This is a genomic window from Paenibacillus sp. OAS669, assembly GCF_014873645.1.
Lineage (GTDB): Bacteria > Bacillota > Bacilli > Paenibacillales > NBRC-103111 > Paenibacillus_S > Paenibacillus_S vulneris.
In genome coordinates, this window is sequence record NZ_JADBDR010000010.1 from 44,628 (window position 1) to 65,936 (window position 21,309).

The following is a 21,309-nucleotide window of genomic DNA, read 5'->3' on the forward strand; positions in this document are numbered from 1 at the left end:
TATTATAATTGGGCGAAAGCACAATGAACAATTTCACATATACTGTAGGCATGTGACTATGTTGTTGCGGAGGGGTAACCATGGCGAATTATCATTTTATCGGAATTAAGGGCAGCGGTATGAGTGCTTTGGCGCAAATGCTGCATGATCTCGGGCACGGTATTCAAGGTGAGGATATCGAAGATACCCTGTTTACACAGGCCGCTTTGGAATCCCGGCGTATTCCGATGTATGCATTCGGGGCTGCGCCGCTGACGGCTTCGGGGATGACCGTAATCGTATCCAATGCGTTTCACGATGATCATCCGGCGGTCGAACGCTGCAGGCGGGCAGGCTTGCCGATTCGTCGGTACCATCATTTTCTCGGAGAGTGGATGAAGAGCTATACGAGCATCGCCGTAACCGGCTCGCACGGCAAAACAACGACGACCGGCATGATGGCTCATGCGCTCGGAGCGGTACAGCCTGCCTGTTTCCTTATTGGGGACGGTACGGGGAGGGGGAACCCCGAAGGGAAGCTGTTCGTGTTTGAAAGCTGCGAATACAGAAGGCATTTCCTTGCATACCGGCCCGAAATTGCTGTAATTACCAATATTGATTTCGACCATCCCGACTATTTCGCCGATATCCAGGACGTTAGAGCGGCTTTTGAGGAAATGGCCTCTTCGGTTGGAAGTCATTTGGTCGCCTGCGGAGATGATGCACAGGTTCGCCTTCTGCAGACTGGCAAAAGGATGGTGTTGTACGGATTGGAGGCTCATAATGAGCTCAGGGCATCCGATCTGGCTATCGAACACGGCGGGGTTGCCTTTAACGTTCAATGGCGCCATACGGAGCTTGGCCGCTTCTGGATTCCGGCCTTTGGCAGGCACAATGTGCTGAACGCATTGGCCGTCATCGGTACGGGGCTGACTCTGGATCTCGATTTGGAGCAAATCTGCAGCCAAATGAAAGGCTTTACCGGGGTGAAACGGCGTTTCACAGAGAAGCAATGGAGAGGGAATGTGTTGATTGACGATTACGCACACCACCCTTCAGAAATTACGGCTACGCTCGAAGCGGTGAGAAGCAAGTACCCGGAGAAAAAAGTGGTCGGAGTGTTCCAGCCTCACACGTTCAGCCGGGTAGAGAAGCTGATGGACGATTTCGCCGTGTCGTTGAGGGGAGCCGATGACGTATTCTTATGTCCTATCTTCGGTTCGGCAAGAGAAGCGGAAGGCAGTGTATCCATTGAGCAGCTGCAGGAGCAAATACCTAATGCACAGCTGATCTCGGAGCATACGGTCGGACATTTGTCCGCTTATGAAAACAGCGTCCTTGTTTTTATGGGAGCCGGCGACATTCAAAAATATCAAATGCTGCTTGAAAAGATGTAGGGCTCCGTTCTGCACAGCGTGTAAATAAAGAAGGGTGCTTCCGGATCATCAGTGATGACGGAAGCACCTTTTTTGGGCATAGTAGCCCGTTGTAGGGTTTAAGCTTGCAAAGCCTCCTCGATGGCGTTCAGCACATCTTCAGACAAAGTAATGCCGCTTGCAGCACAATTCTCAACCACCTGCTCCGGACGGCTAGCTCCGACTAATGCGCTTGCAACATTGCTTTGGCGAAGAATCCAGGCGATGGCAAGCTGCGACACCTTAATGCCCAGCTCGTCGGCAATTTTGGATATTTTCTCGACGCGCAGGAGATTGGTTTCACTCAGCTGCTTTTCGCCCCAGTTTTTGCTGGCGGCGCGGCTGTCCTGCGGGACCGGCTGACCGAGGCGGTATTTGCCTGTCAGCAGGCCTTGAGCCAGAGGCGAGAAGACGACCTGGCCGTATCCTTTTTCTTTTCCGATCGGAATGATCTCTTTCTCGATATAGCGGTTAAACATGTTATAAACCGGCTGGTTGACGATGATTTTGTCCAGCAGCAGCTTGTCCGCGATGGCATAGGCTTCCACGATTTGAGCCGGAGTCCATTCGCTGACGCCGATGTACAGCACCTTGCCCTGAGTTACGAGATCGTCCAGTGCACGGAGCGTTTCTTCGAGAGGCGTCTCCTTATCATAACGATGGCAGTAATAAATATCGATATAATCGGTACCGAGACGCTTCAGGCTCGCTTCGCATTGCTCCATAATATGCTTGCGGGACAGGCCGCGGTCGTTAGGGCCTTCACCCATCTTGTTGAATACTTTGGTTGCCAGAACATAGGATTCTCTTGGATATTGGGACAACGTCCTGCCCATGACTTTCTCGGCTTCGCCGCGCTCATACATATTGGCAGTATCGAAGAAATTGACGCCCAAGTCGTATGCCTGCTCGATGGAGCGAACGGCATTATCGTCTGCAACATACCCTCCGTAGGTGAGCCAGCTTCCCAAGCTGATTTCGCTGACTTTAAGTCCGCTGTTGCCTAATCTTCTGTATTGCATCTTGAAAACGCCTCCCAGCAAATCTTTTTCTTACTACCTAGCCATTATAAAAACAAATATTTCATTTGATAAGAGCTGAAAAAGAGTTCATTAACTTACCCCAAGGTATGAGACTTACGTTGAAGTAACTTGCTATAGGCTAAAAAAAGTATGAAAACAATCCTTTTTATGGAATTTATCTGAATTTCGGAAAAGAAAGTGTGAATATTCCCTATTGCAGTTTGGAAGCGATGTTTTATTACACTCGGAAAAAGACAATAAAAGAAATTGTAACAACATTTTGAATAAAAGGAGGGAGAACGATGGCGGATGTGAAAATTACGGTGTCGGACAATGGTCCCCTGATCGTCAGCGGGGAAATTCAGCTGCTGGACGGCGAAGGAAATCCGTTGGCTGTGAAAGAGACGACCTATTTGTGCCGATGTGGCATGTCGAGCAGCAAGCCGTTCTGTAACGGAGCGCATAAAGGGAAGTTTGAGAGTGTAGTAAGAGCGTAAGGACGCACGAATACAGGTTCAAACGTCGAATGCTTCATGTTCATGAACGTCAAACCGCATGCTAGGAAAGGTTGACCGCCGATAGGAAGGTTCCTCGAAGAACGGGTGAATCTGAACCTTCCTATTCGGCGTCAAAAGCTTGATGATCTAACCGGATATGAGGCTGTTACAACCCGGCTGCTAATATATCGTTCTCCATAAATAAAAGGTAGCGTAAGCCTTCCAGTCGCCCCAGGGAGCGGAAAGCCGGCGCAGCTCCTCGATTGAAGGCTTATTCGGCATCCCGAGAAGCTGCTTGACCGCATTGTGCAGGCCGACGTCCGCGATGGGAAAAGCGGAAGGGGATCTTAAGCAACGCATCAGCACGTAGTGGGCTGTCCAAGGACCGATGCCGCGAATTTGCACAAGCTTCTTCTCGATAGCCTCTGTGTCTGCAAGCTCGAGCAGCATGTCCTTGGAAAGCAGCCCTTCATCCATTAGTCGGGCAACCCCGATAAGATACTCGGCTTTCTTGGTGGTAAGCTGAAGCGGCGTCAGGTCGGCAACCGTTAATGCCGCAATCTTCCCGGGAGCAGGAAAGAGCCAATAAGTCTGCCCGTTCCAGGCGGCGGATTGACCGAAGGCTTCAACGAATCTTCTCTTCAGGGTGTACGCGAATGCGAGATTGATCTGCTGGCCGAGAATGCCCCAGCACAGCGCCTCGAACAAGTCGGGGATTCCGACGATCCGAAGCCCGTTAAATTGCTGTACGACGCTGCCCAGCAGTTCATCCTGAGCGGCTATCCGGTAGAAGGGGGCAAGATCCGTACCGAGGTCGAACCATTCCCAGACATACTGGGCTGCAGCTGCACGATCGGATGGCCCTGGAGGAGTATCACCGGGAAACGTGATTTTCAAAACGCCGGGTTCCGGGCTGGTGATTTGGACCAGAACTGGAGTTTCCTCTGTCGCAATCAGCTTGTATATGGCATGGTCCTCTATATTAAACATGCATTCATTGGACGAGCGCATAAGGTATCCCAGATTGTGCTCGAAGCTGAAGGGAGATGGGGTGGTAAGCAGGATATGATCTTCATGGTCTGTCCAGTAATCGTTCGGAATTCGTGCCGGATTAGTAAGCATGACGCCCTCCATTTTTTTAGACTATTGAAAGTATCTATTTCGAGGTACCCGACAAAGCTCTGCATGGGCAGTCTTTTGAAACGGGAATCGAAAGATCCCCTTAAACTTGAGAGGCTCTATTCTATATGTTGTATCATAGAAAACGGCTTTCGGCTTTTGCAATCTTGCTATTCTATTCTGCACCCGTTACGCTTTGGATGCAACAAGGGTATACTGGGATTGGAGGTGGGTGTCCGTGAACGATGAGCTTTGGCAGGCAATTATAAGCAATGATGCATCCTATGATGGGAAATTTTACTATGGAGTATCGACGACAGGCATTTTTTGCAGGCCCTCGTGCAAATCGAGAAATCCGAACAGGGAGCATGTGAAACTGTTCAAAAATGCGGAGCAGGCATTGGCGGAACGCTATCGCCCTTGCAAGAGGTGCAGACCGGACGGGAAACGTCTGCCGGATGAGGAGTGGGTACAGCAAATCAGCGAAACGATCGAGAAGCGTTTTCGTGAGCCGCTTTCGCTTGGACGGCTTGCGGATCTGCTTCATGGAAGCCCGTACCATCTCCACCGGACGTTCAAACGAATCCGGGGGCTGACTCCCGGTGAATATATTCAACAGCTTCGGCTCGAAGCATCGAAACGGCTGCTGGCCGATTCACAGCTGCCGATTACCGACGTTGCTTTGCAGTCCGGCTTCTCGAATGCGGCGTATTTTGCCGCCGTGTTTCATAAGAAGACGGGAATCTCGCCATCCGAATACCGGCTTGCCAGGGGAGTAACAGAAGAGGGGCGTCAAGGCGCACCCTTGTGCCGGTAAATCGTAAATCCGGTATGTCTCTCTTGCAATTGTTAAAAATTAGAGTATAATAATAAAAAATTCAAATTCGATGATCTATGATCGGGACAGTAGTTAATCGATTTCAGTCGCAGCGAGCCGGGAGAGTGTAAGCCGGTACGAAATCATTAATGAAGCGGACCCGTGAGATGGCCTTTTGAACCTTAAGTAGGAAGGCACGGCTGAAGACCGTTATCTTAGAAGGTGGTTAAGCCTATTTAGGCTTGACAACAAGAGTGGTACCGCGAGCGCCAAGTCCTCGTCTCTTATCGGAGACGGGGGCTTTTTTTGTACTCAAATAACAAACCAAGATCAAGGAGGGTAACGAGCCATGCTAAGTTCATTCATGGAACATCATTTGACAAGAGCGTTACAGGGATTGTTCTCCGAGCTGGGAGAAGTCTGGAAGGATTCGATAAAGGTTACACTCGAGCAGCCCGCCCAGCTGGAGCATGGCGACTATTCGACGAACATTGCGATGCAGCTTGCCAAGGCGCTCCGCAAATCGCCGATGGAGATCGCCGGTCTGCTGGTGAAGAAGCTGGAGCAGGACAGCTCTATGGGGCATCTGATTCGTAAAATGGAGGCGGTTCCTCCCGGCTTCATCAATCTGTTCCTGGATTGGCAGGCATGGGCCGGGAAGAGCTTCAACTTGCCGGAAGGCGGCGGGGGCAAAGTCGTTATTGAGCATACGTCCATCAATCCGAACAAATCGGCGCATATCGGACATTTAAGAAATTCCTGCATCGGGGATGCGCTGGTCAAGCTGCTCCATAGAGCGGGATATGAGGTCGAGGTCCACAATTATATCGACGACCTCGGCAATCAGCTGGCGGATACCGTCGTAGGGCTTCAGCACACGGAGATGCGCGGAACGCATGCCCGTTTCGGAGACTTCTGCTGGGATGTTTATTCCCAAATCCATAAGGAATTTGAGAAGCATCCCCATTTGATGGAAGAGCGTACTCGGGTGCTGCATGCTTTGGAGCAGGGGGATTCGTATCTTGCCTGGATAGGCCTGTTGGTTGCTGAGCGGATTGTCCGAGAGCATGTGGAGGAAATGAAGCAGTTCGGCATCGAATACGATCTGCTGGTGTGGGAAAGCAGCATCGTCAAGGAAGGCTTCTGGTCATCGGCATTCGAGCTGCTGAAGCAGACGCCGTTGTTCTGCAAGGAAACGGAAGGCAAGCTGGCAGGGTGCTGGGTGCTGAAGCAGCCGAAGGAGATGGAGGAGGATGAACCGGAGCACCATGCAGATAAGGTGCTTGTTCGTTCCAATGGCATCCTGACCTATACGGCCAAGGATATCGCGTATCATCTATGGAAGTTTGGCCTGTTGGACCAAAGTTTCGTTTACCAGCCGTTCGGAGAGAAGCTGTGGACAACCGGAAGCAGCGGGACGTCCAAGCCTTTTGGCCAAGCTTCGATGGTTGTTAACGTGATTGACCATCGGCAGGAGTACCCGCAGGCGATGGTGAAGCAGGCGCTTGAAGCATTGGGCTTCGTGGAGCAAGCCGCCCGATTGCGCCATGTCAGCTACGGCGTCGTCTCGCTAAGCCCGAATGCTGCCGCCGAGCTGAACATCGACGTTTCGGACGGCAAATCGTCCTATGCGATGTCAGGACGTCAAGGTATCGGGATTAAAATCAGCGATTTGCTGGATTTGATGGAGGGAGTCATCGAGAAGAAACGATCGGAACCGGAGGGCTTGTCCAGCAGGGCGATTGCTGCAGCCGCTATCCGATATTATCTGCTGCGGTTCAACCTGCAGACGGAGGTCGTCTTCGATTTGCAGCAGGCTACCGAAATATCCGGCAATACCGGCGTCTATTTGCTGTACTCCTACGCCCGTGCCGTCAGCCTGTTGAGCAAGGCTGGACATGATCCGGCGATAGCTTTTCCGGTGCCAGAAGCATTTCCTGAGCTGGAGAGGCAGGAGCATGCTTTGATCCGGCATCTCTCCCGTTGGGAGGAAACGCTCTACTTGGCGAGCCGGGAGCTGACCCCGAATACGATATGCAGCTATGCGCATGAGCTTGCGACGCTGTTTAATCACTTTTATTCGGCCTGCGCCATCCTTAAAGCGGGGGATGGGGTAAGAAATTTCCGTCTGTGGCTGGTTGCACGGTATAAGGAGACACTGGGCGATGCGCTTCAGGTGCTCGGATTGCCGACTCCGAGCAGAATGTAAAAGGAATGCTGCACGCGGGGATTGAACTTCGAAGCGGATTCAAGTGCTTCGGGGTGAGACACCATTTATATAAAAATGAGAAAGAGCCCAGCAGGGCTCTTTCTCACAAGTAGAACCAGGCTTATTGCAGCCGGTAATCGTCAATTTTGCCGCCGTCCTCCCATACCTCCAGGAACAGGGCGTCGCAGTCGTCGAAATCCGCCGTCGTCAAAGCTAAAGCCTGTTCTTCGTCCGTTCCGACGAAGACATTATCCATTTGTTCTTCACGCATAGCAATAACAATATATATTTTCATACTTGTGCCCTCCAACAATACCGATATCTGCGCATTATAACATAAGGGGGCGGGAGGAACGCAAGCGTCAGGCTTTCTCGGTTACGGTTGGTCAGGGAGAGCAGTCAATAGAGAGCTTGCCAGCTCGGCGATACGCCGATTCGCGTCTCCCATATATCTCCCGCCATGATAGCAAATTACGGTTTCAATGTCGTAATCCTTGAGCTTGCCTAAGGACTGAATGGCTTGTTCCATATCGTGGGTCTGTTCGGGTGAAGGGCCGTATAGCTCGCCTTCTGCCACCACCAGGGCGTCACCGGCAATCAATGTCCGGGTTGGCTCATGATAGAGGCTGATATGACCCGGGGTGTGACCCGGTGTACCAATGACAATAATGCCGCCGCCATAAGGCAGCTTTTCCCCGTCCACAACCGTACGGCCCACGTTAGCTTTGGGGGGATTTACTAATATAGCCTTCAAGCCCTGCCGCCATTCCAACGGCACTTCCTTTGGCAGGCTGTCGATTCGGGCGATGGCTTCATCCGTTATTTTGATGAGTCTGCGGTCGCCTTGAATGTAAGGCTTCTCAAGCTCGTGAGCTATAACCTCGACGGATGGGCCTGATGCTTGTACCAATTCCGGCAAATTGCCGATATGATCCAAATCCTGGTGGGTAATGAGGATAGCCGTCAGCTTATCGGGAGTGATACCGGCTTGAGCCAAAGCTTCCTGTAACGCCTTCATCTGCCGGGGGTAGCCAGTATCCACCAGCATGGCCGAATCTCCATCTCTCAAGAGTGTGGGATAGACCCAGTCCGTTGTTCCCATAACTTCGGCGGACAATGGTAACATGTAGAGCATAGTGCTTTCCTGCATGATGATCCCTCCTGTTTCCGTAATCATTTTGTATCATACGGCAAAAGGGGTATAAAATCAACATAAAAATTAATCATAACATATTAATGGAAAAATGTCAAATATAAATTATTTATAGGTATATCCCATACTGTATAAAAAGTTTATGGGAATAAATTTGAAAAGATAGGAGTCCATAGAGTTGACGATGTCAAAGGAGTATGGTATTTTGAATTAATATTTTCAGAATATTGAAACAACGATGAAGAGGAAGAGTAGTGAGCCGCTCGAATGTCAGAGAGCCCATGCCGGTGGAAATTGGGTATTCGATGCTGACGAAAGAAGCCTTGGAGGATCGGACTGAAAGACGTGGAGTAAGTCCGGCGGGTCTTCCCGTTACAGAAGAAGCGCCCGGCTGTCTGAGAGCGCTGGTAAGCGGGTTGCTTTGCAACCAATATAGGTGGTACCACGGAAGCTTGGCCTTTCGTCCTTAGTGGATGAAAGGCTATTTTTGGCGTCTATCAGAAGATCTAGGAAAGGAAGATGAAGCATGCAGCAATCACAGCTATCTGCTCTATTATTCCCCCATGTGCATCTCAAGCCTCAAGATATTATTGACCGGTATGACCGAAGGAAGCTGCAGCCGGAGGCTATGGTCACAAGATTCGCGCCGAGCCCTACCGGCTTCTTGACGATAGGCGGCTTGTACGCTACCTTTATCTCCGAGAGGCTGGCGCACCAGAGCGGAGGTGTTTTTTACCTTCGGATAGAAGATACAGACAAGAAGCGCGAGGTCGAAGGAAGTCTCGAACGAATCATGGAAGCCTTAGACTATTTCGGAATTCGCTATGATGAAGGAGTTACGGCCTCCGGTGAAGAAATGGGAGAGTACGGACCGTATCGACAGAGCGCCCGGGCTGAGTTGTATCAGGTGTTTATAAAGGACCTTGTCGAAAGGGATCTTGCCTATCCTTGCTTCTGCGATGAAGATGTCCTGCAGGACATTCGGAGCACTCAGCAGTCCCGTAACGAAATGACCGGGTATTACGGCAAATGGGCGGTTCACCGCAGCTTCACGCCGGAACAAGTCAAGGAGGAGCTGGCCAAAGGCCGGCCGTTCGTTATCCGTTTGAAATCTCCTGGCGCCTTCGACCGCATAATTCGCTATACCGATCTGGCCTTGTATAATCCTGGGGATGAGAGGGAAGCTTGGTTCGGCAAAATGAAGCGGGTGGCGGAGCAGTACGGCTTTGCCCAGGATGCGAAAACATACAAGAAGCAGCCGGAATGCTTTAAAGGCCATGTTGGGGATGTTGCGATGGTTTTAAGGCTGGCGATGACCCATCGGACTCAAACACCCGATCTGTATGATATTATGCAGGTTATGGGCGAGGACAGAGTACGCAGGCGTTTCCGTTTTTTTGCTAATGAGGATGGAAATGAGTAAGGGAAGCCGGGCTCCATTAGTGTTCTTGATAGGGGGATTGGCGGTGTGCCTTGCTGTCGCATTGACAGTGTATCTCGTGCTAAGACCTTCCGATTTAGAGAAGATCAATAAGCAAATCGATGCGGACGGCCTTCAGCTGCTTATGTCCAGGGCGGACGTGGAGAAGCGGATGGGAAGTACGGCATCCTTGGAGCAAGGCTTCGGCGGCTATGCCTTGCAGTATGCCGATAAGCAGATCAGGGTTGAATTCCCGGATGGGGACCGGTACAGGGACAAGGTCACGACGATGGAAACCGACAATCCGCATTACTCCATCCTTGGAATTCGGGCAGGTGATTCCGCCGATAAGCTGGAGCAGCAGGCCAAGGCGTTTTCCTTTAAGCAAAGCCGCAGCAATCCCCCATATTTTGTATGGGGAAGATTTTATCTTATTGTGCACTATAATGAAGATCCCGATGGGGGCAAGACCATTCGAAGCCTGCGGATAGGAATAGAAGATCCCGGCCGAAGGAAGAAAGTGTTTTAGGAACGCCCGGCAGGGTGAGGAACGCGGTTCGGTCTTGTCCCAATCGGAATCAGGAAAAGAGGAGTAGGATTCATGGGAACTGAAATTGAAAAGAAATATTTATTGGAGTCTTTTCCTGAAGCCATTTTGCAGAACAAGGAGTTGAAGCTGATATCCACCCAACATATTTACCAGACGTATTTGGCTTTTTCGGATAAAGAAGAGATACGGGTAAGGCAGCTGGTTGATCACGACGGAACGTCGACATTCACTCATACGTTCAAATCAGGGCATGGCATGGTACGCCAAGAGATCGAATATCCTATATCCGAGGAGATATACCGTCAGCTTCTGGGCAATACGCAGCTCGTTCCGTTGGAAAAGGTCCGCACTACCGTCGAGCATCAGGGACATAGGTACGAAATCGATGAGTATAAGCAGATCGATCTGCTTGTGGTAGAGGTGGAATTTGCCGACGAGAGCGCGGCTTATTCGTTCCAGCCTCCGGAATGGTTTGGAAGAGAACTGGGACAAGAGGAAGAGTTTCGGAATAAGACGCTGTGGATAGGACTACAGACACAAAATGATCGCATTTAAATTTCCCGTATGGGGTTGATAAACTTCCTTATCTGTATAATAATAAATAAGCTATAAATCGAATGATTACAGGGAGAAAAGGATTCAAAATGCCAACGACAACAACTACTACAGAAGAACAAACTCAGGAAACGGAATTACAGCAGGTTGAAATTTGGAAATGTAAAGACGCGGCGTGCAAAGCCTGGATTCGCAAAGAGTTCGTGACCGAAGAGCATCCACCCTGCCCATTGTGCAAAGGCGGCATGGTTCGCAGCTATAAGCATGTGCCGGTAGTAAAGAAAAAAGGAAACAAAAAATTCATCGTTGGTAAACGAAGACTGTAGAAGCGTATATCGCTCGAATCCTGGGCGTATATTATTGATGATAAAGGGCTGCTGGGAGATACCGGCAGCTTTTTTGTTTGCTTTAAGCAAGCTGAATGATATTGTTCGATTTTGTAAAAGAAGTGTTCATTCCTCTCATTTTCGCAGCCGGATAGCTCTTTTATACTTGGAGGTATGAAATGGAGTTATTTTATGTATAAGGGGTGAGCTGCTATGAATACTCAAACAACACATTCTCCTGGCCGGCAACTTCCGCACAGACGTAAACCCTTCAAGACCAAGGGCCGGTGGGAATCCCCGATAGCCGGATATTTATTCATTTCTCCTTGGTTGCTAGGCTTCCTGCTCCTCACGCTGTGGCCGATGGCGCAATCCGTCTATTACTCTTTCACCAAATTCACGCTGCTGGATGTCCCGGAATGGGTAGGGACGAGAAACTACGAACGTATATTTGCCGATGACGATACGTTTCGCCAATCGCTTAAGGTGACGCTCCTATTCGTTGTCCTGTCCGTACCGGTCAAGCTGTTTACGGCGCTTATGGTCGCCATACTGCTTAACAAGAAGATTAAAGGGATTTCGATATACCGCACGTTGATTTATTTGCCGTCGCTCATTGGAAGCAGCATAGCCGTAGCGGTCTTATGGAAAAATATTTGGGGCATCGACGGCTTCATCAATAAGCTGTTAAGCGTGTTCGGAATCAAAGGAATCAGCTGGATCAGCACGCCGGGTACGGCATTGGGTACGTTAATTCTGCTCGTTGTATGGCAGTTCGGTTCGTCGATGGTCATCTTCCTTGCCGGCTTGAAGCAGGTCCCGACAGAATTATATGAAGCGTCCGCGGTAGACGGGGCCTCCAAGATAAGGCAGTTTTTCCGCATTACGCTGCCTATGCTGTCACCGGTTTTGCTGTTTAATCTGGTGCTGCAGACGATCGGATCGTTTCAGATGTTCACTCAGGCTTTTATTATTACGAAAGGCGGTCCTGTGAACTCGACCTATATGTATGCACTTTACCTATATGACCGTGCCTTTTCGCGATATGACATGGGGTATGCCTCGGCTCTGGCTTGGATCCTGCTTGTTATTATCGGCTTAGCTACAGCCATCATTTTTGCCTCATCCCGATACTGGGTATTTTATGAGACGGAAGCGGGGAAAAAATAATGAACAGCACATTGCGTCGTTCTCTTCAATCACATGTCCTACTAGTAATATTCAGTCTGATCATGGTGTACCCCATTCTATGGTGGGTAGGGGCTGCCTTTAAATCCAATGCGGAAATGAGCTCGCCTTCGCTGTTTCCGAAGGAATGGCTGTGGAGCAACTTTACGGAAGGCTGGACGGCGATTCCAAAATTCACGTTTACGCAATTTTATGTGAATACCTTTGAACTGATTATCGGAGTGCTCGTTACCTCCGTTCTATCGTGCAGCTTGGTTGCTTTTGGCTTCGCCAGGCTGGATTTTCCGTTAAAAAACTTCTGGTTCAGCATCCTGCTTGTCACGCTGATGCTCCCCACCCAGGTAACGCTGGTTCCCCAGTACATTATGTTTAATACATGGGGATGGGTCAATTCGTACTTGCCGTTTTATGTCCCGCATGCATTAGCAGGGGGGATTGGCGGACCGTTCTTTATTTTCCTGCTGGTCCAGTTTATCCGCGCATTGCCCAAGGAGCTTGACGAATCGGCCAAAATGGACGGCTGCAGCTGGTTCGGCATTTATTGGCGCATCGTGATGCCGCTGACCAAGCCCGCTCTCGTCACAGTAATGATTTACTGCTTTTTATGGAATTGGGACGATTTCTTCGGTCAGCTGCTTTACATCAATTCGTTGGATAAATACACGGTAGGTCTGGCCCTGAAGCTGTTTGTCGACAGCCAGTCCGCACTGCCTTGGGGACAGCTGCTCGCGATGTCTCTCGTGTCCATCCTTCCTTCGGTCGTTCTTTTTTTCATGGCCCAAAAGCACTTTGTAGAGGGCATTGCGTCCGGTGCAGTGAAAGGGTAAAATAGGTCTACCCAGCTTCATACATTGAATTAAGCTGCACATGGTGGCAGCTTTTTTGCTTCCTTTATGATAGCGTTTTCTATCAGGCTGGCCGAAAGAGCTAAATAGAATAAAACAGATGCCGCATGAGGGAGTTGACCGTTCTGAATCTGTTTAAGAAAGTGCGAATAGACCGTCTGTTTTTTAGCAGCTTTGCTGTTTTTATTACCGCGCTGCTGCTTATTTTCACCTGGATCAGCTACAGCTTCACCTCACGGGAGCTCGCAGAGAATACGTCGTTCTATCAGCAGGATTTGCTGGGAGAGCTGAATAAGCAGCTCGATATCCAGCTGAGGTCCATTGAACAAATGTCCCTGGCCGCGTCCCGTAATATCGATACGATAGGCTTCGATCCTCTGGAGAAGGATTCCTTCGAGAGGCTCCGGCGCAAGAAGGACCTGCTCAATATGCTTGCCAATATTACGTATAGTACGACCATGGTGCAGTCAATATATTTGTATACGGATACGCCGGAGCTGACCGACTCTCAAGCGCCTGTCCGGTTTCTTGATCTTCGCGGCATCAAGGAAGAAAGCTGGTACCCGGAAATCCAAAAGAATGACTTCACCTGGATCGCCGATCATATGATACAGACGAATACGGGACCTCAGCATTTTATCGGCTTTGCCCGCAAGGTGTACAACAACTCCGGCAAATATTACGGACTGCTTGTGCTTAATATCAAGGCCTCGGCCATTGAGCAGCTCGTGCGCGGCGAGACCGAGGGGCGAAGCCGGATCCTGCTGGACGCGGGAGGCAAGACGATATCGTCCATCGGTAATCCGGTATTAAGCGAATCGGAGCTCGCTTCGATCCGGGCGGAGAGGAACAAATCCGGCAGTGTCCGCCTTCCGGCGGCGGAAGGAAGGGAGGATGTGCTGCTCGTCTGGAACAAGACCCGTTCCGATTGGATGCTTGTTGAGACGACGCCTTGGAGCAGCATCGTGACGGGAAGCGTCCGGCTGGCGTATGTTTTGATTACGGTAGGGTTATCGGCTATTTTTATCGCCTCGTTCTTTACTTTATTTTTATCCCGGCAGTTCACGAAGCCGATCCGTCACCTGCTTGCCGTTATGGGAGGTGTGCCTGCGAGCACGTCCATATCGAATTTGCCGACGGATTATACCAATGAATTCGGCAATATGTTTAACGGCTACCGAAGGCAAATGGAGCGGATCGAGGAGCTGCTGGAATCGTTGAAGGAGCAGCATAAACGGCAGCGGGAGGCGGAGATTCATGCGCTGCAGGCCATGATCAATCCGCACTTCTTATACAATACACTGGATCAGCTGAACTGGCTCGCCATCGAATCCGGCCAGGAGAAAATAAGCGAGATTTTATCCCTGATGGGCAAGATGTTCCGCATCGGACTGTCCAACGGGGAAACGATGATTCCCGTGACGGATGAGCTGCTGCATGCCGATTGTTATTTGCAAATTCAGAAGGTACGCTGGGGAGAACGGTTATCTTATACCATCCATGTAGATGAGGAGGTTAAGTCACTTCTTATTCCCCGTATGACGCTGCAGCCATTTATTGAGAACGCCATTATTCACGGCTTTCACGGAAGGCGATCCGGCCATATTGCCATATATGGCTTGCTCAGGGATCAGCATGTAGAATTTCGGATAGAGGATAACGGCGCCGGCCTGAGGGACGATTGGAATACCCGGAAGAAAAGAAAAACAGGCGGCTACGGAATAAGGAACGTTAAGGACCGAATAGACGCCTTTTGGGGAGCCCCGTACGGGGTCAAGCTTGAAAACAGAGAGCAGGAAGGGACGAGGGTAACCATAATACTGCCTATAACGATGAATCGGCAGGAAGAGGTGGAGAGATACGATGTGGAAGGTTCTCATTGTGGATGATGATTTTCAAGTGCTCGAAGGGATGCGTAAAGCGATCCCATGGGAGCAGCTGGATGCGGAATGGGTCGGGGAGGCGATGGACGGTGAAGAAGGCTTGGCCGCCATCAGAGCAGCCAAACCCGATATTGTCATCACGGATATTTATATGCCCGTCATGAACGGCCTGGAGATGATCGAGCAGCTGCGGAACGAGCAATTCGCCGGAGAAATTCTTATATTGAGCGGCTATTCCGATTTCCAATATGCCCGTCAAGCCTTGCGCTTGCAGGTTACCGACTATCTATCCAAGCCGATCACGGTCGCAGAGCTTCGTACGGTGATGGAGAGGGTCATTAAGGAGCTGGAAGCCAAGGAATGGAAGAAGCTGGAGCAGGAGGAAATCAGGCGGAGATTGAGGCTGTACGAGCCGTTTGTGCAGAAGGAATGGCTCAAGTCTGTCGTAACAGGCACGTTCGACCGCGAGCTGGCCGATGAGAGCCTGAGGCTGTCGGATAAAGCCTATTGGACTCACCGTAACCATGTTGTCATAGGAATCGAGCTGATGAGCACCCTAAGGATATCCAATGTCTCACTGACCGACTGGAGCTTGTTCCGCTTTGCGGTAGCGAACATTATTAGGGAGCTGCTCGCCGAGGAATGGCCGGAAGCCGAATTCGTCGAGCTGCACAGCCATCATGCCGCTATTGTATGTCATGTGATGCCGGAGACCGCGGCGGAAGAAGCGCTTCTTAAGCTGCGCAGCATCGGAGAAAGAATCAGGCAGTGCATCAGGGAATACCTCAAGCTGGAAGTAAGGATAGGCTTTGGGGGATTGAAACACAGCTGGAAGGAAATGGCGAATTCTACCGAAGAGGCATTTCTGGACCTTCTCAGGCAGACGATCTCTGCGAAGCAGCCCATGGATAGCTATTCCGGCGGCAGGGAGATTGGTATCCGGCCGGTGAAGTTTTATCAGGAGCTGGCGGAGGCCATCGTCTACTCCAAGGAAGAAACGACGGACCGGATTATTGAAGGCTATGTCCGCCAGCTGAAGGACATGCAGGGACTGACGCCCGCTTATGTGCAGTATTTGTGCAAGGAGCTGTGGACGATATTCGCGTATTCCCTATACAACACGGGCATCGTGCTGGACGAATTGTTTGAGGCAAGCCCGGTAACCGAGGAAATAGCGGGAATCGGAACGGCCGATGAGCTGGAGCAATGGCTGAAGGGCAAAATCCGGATTATCGTATCGAGCCGGGGCTGGACGGAGAACTCCCGCCATAAGGATGCCGTCGACTTTATGATTCATTATGCTCACAGCCGCTATGCCGAAGACATCAATCTGGAGGACTTGTCCAAGCAGCTGTATTTATCCCGCAACTATTTGAATCAAATTTTTAAAAAGGCCACCGGGGAAACGTTCACCAACTATGTGATCCGGGTAAGAATGGAGAAGGCCAGGGCGCTTCTGATAGAAGGAAAGCTGATGATATACGAGATTTCCGAGAAGGTCGGCTACAAAAACGTCCCTTATTTCAGTTCCATCTTCAAAAAATATTATGGCATGAATCCGAGCGAGGTCGGAAAAAAGCCATTGTGATGAAAAGTGATAGAAATGTGTTCATTACTCTCATTTTTCTGGCTTCCTGTCGTTTATATAATGATACTTGTGAGATATAACCTGCTGAAGACGGGAAGGGGACATGGTATATGAAAAAGCAGATGCAATCCTGGGGTTTGATGTCATTAGCGGCACTAATTGCGGTAGGTGTCTCGGGGTGCGGTGCGGCAACGGACAGCAAACCGGGCGGCAGTACAGGAGCGGCTCCTGCGGGAACGGACAGCAAGCCGATCAAGCTGCGCATAGTTTGGTGGGGCTCGCAGGCTAGACATGACGCAACATTAAAGGCGCTCGACGCCTACACGAAAAAGCATCCCAATATCACGTTCGAGCCGGAGTTTTCCGGATTTGACGGCTATGCGGATAAATTGGCGACTCAGGCTGCTGCGAAGAACGCCCCTGACATTATTCAAATGGACCCGGCCTGGCTTGCCGAATATGCAGGAAGAAATCAGCTTGCGGATCTTTCGAAAGGAATTGAAACCGGGGATGTAGACAAATCGCTGCTAGACTCCGGCAAATATAAAGACAAATTGTATGCGATTCCATTAGGAAACAACGCAACGGGAATGGTGTTCAACAAAAATACGGTTGATAAGCTGGGCATCAAGCCGCCTGCCAACGGGTGGACATGGGAGCAATATTTTCAATTCGGAAAGGATGCCAAAGCGAAGCTTGATAAAGACAAGTATGTGCTGATGGATTATACCTCGGACTATACGATGTATTCGGCTTACCAGATCAGCCAAGGCAAAGGATATCCGATTACAGCGGACGGCAAATTTAACATAGACAAGGAAACCTATTTGTCCTATGTCAATAAATATACGGAGCTGAGAAAAGAAGGCGTGGTTCCGCCGGCTGAAATCGCAAGCACGGACAAGGAGTCCGATGCGAAGCTGGATTTGATGAACAACGACACGGTCCTGATGAAGCGCAGCTTTGCCGCGTTATTCCCGGGCTATGACGGCGTGAAGCCGGACACTTATACGCTGGTGACACAGCCTAAAGGGACTCAGTCCAGCGGCTGGCTGAAGCCTTCCATGTTCTGGTCCATTAGCGCGGATTCCAAGTATGTGGAAGAGTCCAAGAAATTCATCGATTGGTTTATTAACGATAAAGAAGCGGCGGATATATTGACTACGACGAGGGGAGTGCCCGTATCCAAAAAGATTTTGGACTATTTGACCCCTAAGCTGACGGCCGCAGACAAGCTGCAGATCGAGCTCATCAAGAGCGTATCGCCGGACGCGCAGCCGTTCAATCCAGGCGCCAAGGGCTGGAGCAACTATACGGCCAAGGATTTCAAGGATATCGGCGAGAAGGTTATGTTCGGTAAGACAACGCCGGAGGCCGCCTATGACGAGCTGGTGAAGAAGGCAAAAGATTATCAATAATAATAGAGCGGGGTCCTTATCTGCATTAGCAGGAAAAGGGCTCCGCTTTTTTTGGCAGTCCGTTAGAACGTAGATTCATTTTCCGGTTAGAAGAAAATCATACTAAGAAAGCTCCGTTTAAAACGAAGGATGAAACGGTTTTATTTTTCAAGCCCCGGTTCTCCGTAGTATAGTGAAAATAGAACCTAATTATTTGGAGGATTCCTATGAACGCCAAACAGCTTGCGGGCGAAAAAGCCGTTGAATATGTCACAGATGGAATGCTTGTAGGGCTTGGTACCGGTTCGACCGTGTACTGGTCTATTCTAAAGCTAGGCGAGCTGGTGAAGCACGGGCTGGATATTAAAGGGGTACCCACCTCTAAAAGCACTGAAAAGCTGGCCATTGAGTTAGGGATTCCTATAGCAGATCTGTCTTCTGTCGATCAAATAGATTTGACCGTTGACGGCGCTGATGAAGCGAATCCGAATTTTGAGCTGATAAAAGGCGGCGGAGGCGCCTTATTACGTGAGAAAATGGTCGCCTCCGTCTCCAAGCGGCTCGTTATTGTGATGGACGAAACCAAATTCGTGACGAATTTAGGCCGATTCCCGCTACCGGTTGAAATTGTGCCGTTCGGCTGGGAAATGACTTGTAAGCAGATTAATTCTTTGGGCTGCAAGCCTGCTTTGCGAATGGCAAATAATACCCCGTTGATTACGGATAACGGGAACTATATAGCGGATTGCCACTTTGAGAGCATACAGGACGCCAACAAGCTGAATCATACATTGAATATGATTCCCGGAGTTGTTGAGAATGGTCTTTTTGTTCAAATGGCGGATACCCTTGTGATAGGCCGTACTGATGGCCATGTCGATATCCTGCTTAAATAAATCATCTCTGAAAAAACGGGTCTCCGGTATTTGTTCGTTGACGATAGCAGAGACTAAGGGAAAATAAAGAAGACAACTCTCTTTTCAGTTGCATGAGCAGCTGCATCGGGAGTTGTCTTTTTTATCATACAGAATGATGAAAATCGCAGGTGATCAAAACGACTTAAATACCGAATCGGCGGATATGCTCCGAGAGCTGCTCCTGAATTAAGATGTCTTTTTGCTTGCTGCCGATAAGATCATAATGAGGATACTCGTCACGATGATGAATATAATCCGGGTTCAATCCGTTTTTGATGCACCAGCTTCTCAATTCCGCCAAATCGGAGCAGCCTACCTTGGTCACGGTCTTGATTTCCGGAAAGCGGGGTTCATACCAATAATGGGTCAAAAATGCAATTTGGCCTTCAGCCACGCGTCTCTTCCAATCGTTCAGTTCATCTCTTGTTATACCGAAAGCCATATGTGTACCTCCTTGCAGGCTAATTTTTGAAAGGCTCTTTAACGTGGTTTAATCTATGGAGCGTCTTGATGAGCGCTCTTGAATCCGTTGAAACAGCCATATACTTAAGGCAAGCAGCGACCCGCTGGCCAAATAACCGCCGATAACATCGCTTGGATAATGTACGCCCAAATAAATCCGGCTAACCCCGATCATAACGATCATGACGGCGCTCCCGAGTACCAGCAGGAATCTGCCCCACGGGGTAGGGATATGTCTCCATAGGAGGAAGGACAACGCGCCGTACAGCGTAAAGGCAGCCATGGAATGGCCGCTCGGAAAGCTGTAGCCGGTTGCTTCCGCTATGCGGTGGATTATCGGTCGAGCCCGGTGAAAGAGCAGCTTCAGCAGCTCGTTCAGCACCCAGGAGCTCAGCAGCAGCGTAAGGAAAAAGACCAGCTCCCTGCGGTGTCCTAGTACGACGTATAAATAAATGGAGATAAGGACGGTAAGAACGGTTGCCGGGGCTCCTGCTCCAATGAAGCTGAAGGATAGCATGACCGGTGTCAAAGCAGGAGATTCCAGCCCCTGAACGTAGGATATGACCGTCTGGTCAAATTGCGCGATTCTGTGATCGCTGATGAGTGCGGCGACCAAGCCGAACCCTCCGGCGCATAGTAAACAGATTAGCAAGGCTCGCGCCAGCAGCCACGGAAGAAGATGTCTCAAAAGATAGATGCCTCCTGGTAAGGGTCTGGTGTTCTTTTTATTATGCATGAGCGGACTGAATTTAGCCAATGTCTTCTGCTTGCCGCGATAGAACCCGACCCGCACTGAAACCGGGTGTTCTTATGCTGATGAAGATAATTTTAATAAAATGATTGAAAAAATCAAAAATATGATTTAAAATTTCATTATTAAGATGAGAGGGGTAATAAAATGACGACTTTCGGTCAATATACGTATCCGGAAATAAGCGCTCAAGCGGAAGCATTACAAGCAGCATGGGATCAACTTGGCAAGCAGCAGGACTGGATCGATAAGTATTTGCTGAACCCACAGTTTGACGAAATTATTTTTATAGGTTCCGGTTCTTCCTACTACCAAGCTTTATCAATGGCTTCTACCTGCCGTTCCTGGCTTGGCAAAAGTTCGACGGCTTATCCGTCTTCCGAATTGTTCTTATTCCGTGAGCAAACAGCTCCCGCACACCGCAATTATTTGGTTATCGGCGTTTCCCGCTCTGGCGAATCGACAGAAGTTATTCTTGCCCTGGATTCGGTCAAAGACCTTTCTTACATTACGGTGGCCGGCATTACATGCTATGAGAACAGCAAAATGGCGCAGCTTGCCGAATGTCTCATATCCCTGCTAGGGAAAGAAACAAGCACGGTTATGACGAAATCCTTCATGAGCATGACATTTATGATGCAGGCCGCTATTGCCAAAGCATCCGGCCAGGAGAATTTGGTCCGCGAAATGGAGCAGGTGATCGCACTCGATGCGGCTCTGGTCCCCAAAGCAGATTCCTTCGTTCAAACGCTGCTGAAGGAGAACTCTTTCAATAAATTCATCTATCTCGGCATGGGAACCAGCTACGGTATCGCTTTGGAAGCCTGCCTGAAAATTAAGGAAATGTCCTACGTATGGACGGAAGCATACGGAACGCTGGAGTTCCGCCATGGTCCAAAATCCGTTGTCGAGCCGGGAACTCTGGTATGCGTGATGGTTTCGGAAAAAGCTCGCTCTTACGAGCTCAAGGTAGCTCAAGAAATGCAGGCATACGGTGCATTCGTCCTTCTGCTTACGGCGAAGCAGGGTGAGGATACGGCGTTTGCCGATGCGGTAGTTGAAATCGGCGGAGAAACCCTGTCGGATGATGCGCGCAGCGTCCTGTATTTGCCGACACTTCAGTATTTGGGCTATTACACAGCCTTGAAACGCAATGTGAATCCGGATGAGCCGCGCAACCTGACTCAGGTCGTTATTATTTAATTGGAGGTCAAAC

At 49.9% G+C, this 21,309-nt stretch carries 21 protein-coding genes and 2 other annotated features; of the genes, 15 read left to right on the top strand and 6 right to left on the bottom strand.

Going from position 1 to position 21,309, the window contains the following annotated elements:
- The first annotated feature begins 80 nt into the window (after positions 1–80).
- Positions 81–1,376, top strand: coding sequence for a UDP-N-acetylmuramate--L-alanine ligase (gene murC / locus GGC63_RS21310; RefSeq protein WP_192704032.1), 1,296 nt, complete (start codon positions 81–83; stop codon positions 1,374–1,376).
- Positions 1,377–1,474: 98 nt separating this feature from the next.
- Here the strand turns inward: murC and GGC63_RS21315 are convergent, their stop codons facing one another.
- Positions 1,475–2,416 (bottom strand): aldo/keto reductase family protein, encoded by a 942-nt coding sequence (locus GGC63_RS21315; protein ID WP_079909779.1) that lies wholly within the window; start codon positions 2,414–2,416, stop codon positions 1,475–1,477.
- A gap of 302 nt (positions 2,417–2,718) precedes the next feature.
- Here GGC63_RS21315 and GGC63_RS21320 point away from each other — a divergent pair, with 302 nt between their 5' ends.
- Complete coding sequence (locus tag GGC63_RS21320) at positions 2,719–2,913, top strand: CDGSH iron-sulfur domain-containing protein (protein ID WP_079909780.1); 195 nt, start codon at positions 2,719–2,721, stop codon at positions 2,911–2,913.
- Between the two features lie 180 nt (positions 2,914–3,093).
- Here the strand turns inward: GGC63_RS21320 and GGC63_RS21325 are convergent, their stop codons facing one another.
- On the bottom strand, positions 3,094–4,035 hold the full coding sequence (locus GGC63_RS21325) for a DNA-3-methyladenine glycosylase family protein (RefSeq protein WP_192704033.1): 942 nt from the start codon (positions 4,033–4,035) through the stop codon (positions 3,094–3,096).
- Positions 4,036–4,270: 235 nt separating this feature from the next.
- On the opposite strand from GGC63_RS21325, the gene GGC63_RS21330 reads away from it, so the two are divergent.
- The gene (locus GGC63_RS21330; RefSeq protein WP_318781101.1) at positions 4,271–4,849 is read left to right on the top strand and encodes a bifunctional transcriptional activator/DNA repair enzyme AdaA; all 579 of its coding nucleotides are present in this window, start codon (positions 4,271–4,273) and stop codon (positions 4,847–4,849) included.
- 68 nt (positions 4,850–4,917) lie between these two features.
- Positions 4,918–5,137: a binding site (T-box leader), on the top strand.
- A gap of 61 nt (positions 5,138–5,198) precedes the next feature.
- A complete protein-coding gene (locus GGC63_RS21335) occupies positions 5,199–7,058 on the top strand; it encodes an arginine--tRNA ligase (protein WP_192704035.1) in 1,860 nt (619 codons plus the stop codon).
- A 121-nt stretch (positions 7,059–7,179) separates the two neighbouring features.
- Here the strand turns inward: GGC63_RS21335 and GGC63_RS21340 are convergent, their stop codons facing one another.
- Together GGC63_RS21340 and GGC63_RS21345 are read right to left on the bottom strand one after the other, a co-directional pair.
- Positions 7,180–7,353: a hypothetical protein gene (locus GGC63_RS21340; RefSeq protein WP_179135946.1), complete on the bottom strand. Its 174-nt coding sequence runs from the start codon at positions 7,351–7,353 to the stop codon at positions 7,180–7,182.
- Positions 7,354–7,434: 81 nt separating this feature from the next.
- Positions 7,435–8,208: an MBL fold metallo-hydrolase gene (locus tag GGC63_RS21345; RefSeq protein ID WP_192704036.1), complete on the bottom strand. Its 774-nt coding sequence runs from the start codon at positions 8,206–8,208 to the stop codon at positions 7,435–7,437.
- A gap of 232 nt (positions 8,209–8,440) precedes the next feature.
- Positions 8,441–8,682 (top strand) — a binding site (T-box leader).
- 55 nt (positions 8,683–8,737) lie between these two features.
- Between GGC63_RS21345 and GGC63_RS21350 the strand changes: the two genes are divergently transcribed.
- The 10 genes from GGC63_RS21350 to rpiA all read left to right on the top strand — a co-directional run bounded on the left by GGC63_RS21350 (position 8,738) and on the right by rpiA (position 18,859).
- On the top strand, positions 8,738–9,634 hold the full coding sequence (locus GGC63_RS21350; protein WP_192704037.1) for a glutamate--tRNA ligase family protein: 897 nt from the start codon (positions 8,738–8,740) through the stop codon (positions 9,632–9,634).
- Complete coding sequence (locus tag GGC63_RS21355; RefSeq protein WP_192704038.1) at positions 9,627–10,160, top strand: hypothetical protein; 534 nt, start codon at positions 9,627–9,629, stop codon at positions 10,158–10,160. The genes GGC63_RS21350 and GGC63_RS21355 overlap by 8 nt, the downstream gene beginning before the upstream one ends.
- Positions 10,161–10,232: 72 nt before the next feature.
- Complete coding sequence (locus tag GGC63_RS21360; RefSeq protein ID WP_192704039.1) at positions 10,233–10,736, top strand: CYTH domain-containing protein; 504 nt, start codon at positions 10,233–10,235, stop codon at positions 10,734–10,736.
- 89 nt (positions 10,737–10,825) lie between these two features.
- On the top strand, positions 10,826–11,062 hold the full coding sequence (locus tag GGC63_RS21365; RefSeq protein ID WP_192704040.1) for a cold-inducible protein YdjO-related protein: 237 nt from the start codon (positions 10,826–10,828) through the stop codon (positions 11,060–11,062).
- Positions 11,063–11,275: 213 nt separating this feature from the next.
- A complete protein-coding gene (locus GGC63_RS21370; RefSeq protein WP_079909790.1) occupies positions 11,276–12,232 on the top strand; it encodes a carbohydrate ABC transporter permease in 957 nt (318 codons plus the stop codon).
- Complete coding sequence (locus GGC63_RS21375) at positions 12,232–13,077, top strand: carbohydrate ABC transporter permease (RefSeq protein WP_192704041.1); 846 nt, start codon at positions 12,232–12,234, stop codon at positions 13,075–13,077. The genes GGC63_RS21370 and GGC63_RS21375 overlap by 1 nt, the downstream gene beginning before the upstream one ends.
- A gap of 125 nt (positions 13,078–13,202) precedes the next feature.
- Entirely contained in the window at positions 13,203–14,984 is a 1,782-nt protein-coding gene (locus GGC63_RS21380; RefSeq protein ID WP_192704042.1) for a sensor histidine kinase, read from the top strand.
- On the top strand, positions 14,959–16,566 hold the full coding sequence (locus tag GGC63_RS21385; RefSeq protein WP_192704043.1) for a response regulator transcription factor: 1,608 nt from the start codon (positions 14,959–14,961) through the stop codon (positions 16,564–16,566). The genes GGC63_RS21380 and GGC63_RS21385 overlap by 26 nt, the downstream gene beginning before the upstream one ends.
- 110 nt (positions 16,567–16,676) lie before the next feature.
- On the top strand, positions 16,677–17,984 hold the full coding sequence (locus GGC63_RS21390) for an ABC transporter substrate-binding protein (RefSeq protein WP_144027812.1): 1,308 nt from the start codon (positions 16,677–16,679) through the stop codon (positions 17,982–17,984).
- A gap of 206 nt (positions 17,985–18,190) precedes the next feature.
- Entirely contained in the window at positions 18,191–18,859 is a 669-nt protein-coding gene (gene rpiA / locus GGC63_RS21395) for a ribose-5-phosphate isomerase RpiA (RefSeq protein ID WP_192704044.1), read from the top strand.
- A 163-nt stretch (positions 18,860–19,022) separates the two neighbouring features.
- Here rpiA and GGC63_RS21400 read toward each other — a convergent pair whose 3' ends face one another.
- Together GGC63_RS21400 and GGC63_RS21405 are read right to left on the bottom strand one after the other, a co-directional pair.
- A complete protein-coding gene (locus GGC63_RS21400) occupies positions 19,023–19,322 on the bottom strand; it encodes a hypothetical protein (RefSeq protein WP_079909795.1) in 300 nt (99 codons plus the stop codon).
- A gap of 48 nt (positions 19,323–19,370) precedes the next feature.
- Positions 19,371–20,030 (bottom strand): phosphatase PAP2 family protein, encoded by a 660-nt coding sequence (locus GGC63_RS21405; protein WP_225948394.1) that lies wholly within the window; start codon positions 20,028–20,030, stop codon positions 19,371–19,373.
- 210 nt (positions 20,031–20,240) lie between these two features.
- Between GGC63_RS21405 and GGC63_RS21410 the strand changes: the two genes are divergently transcribed.
- Positions 20,241–21,296: an SIS domain-containing protein gene (locus tag GGC63_RS21410; RefSeq protein ID WP_192704045.1), complete on the top strand. Its 1,056-nt coding sequence runs from the start codon at positions 20,241–20,243 to the stop codon at positions 21,294–21,296.
- Positions 21,297–21,309 lie beyond the last annotated feature (13 nt).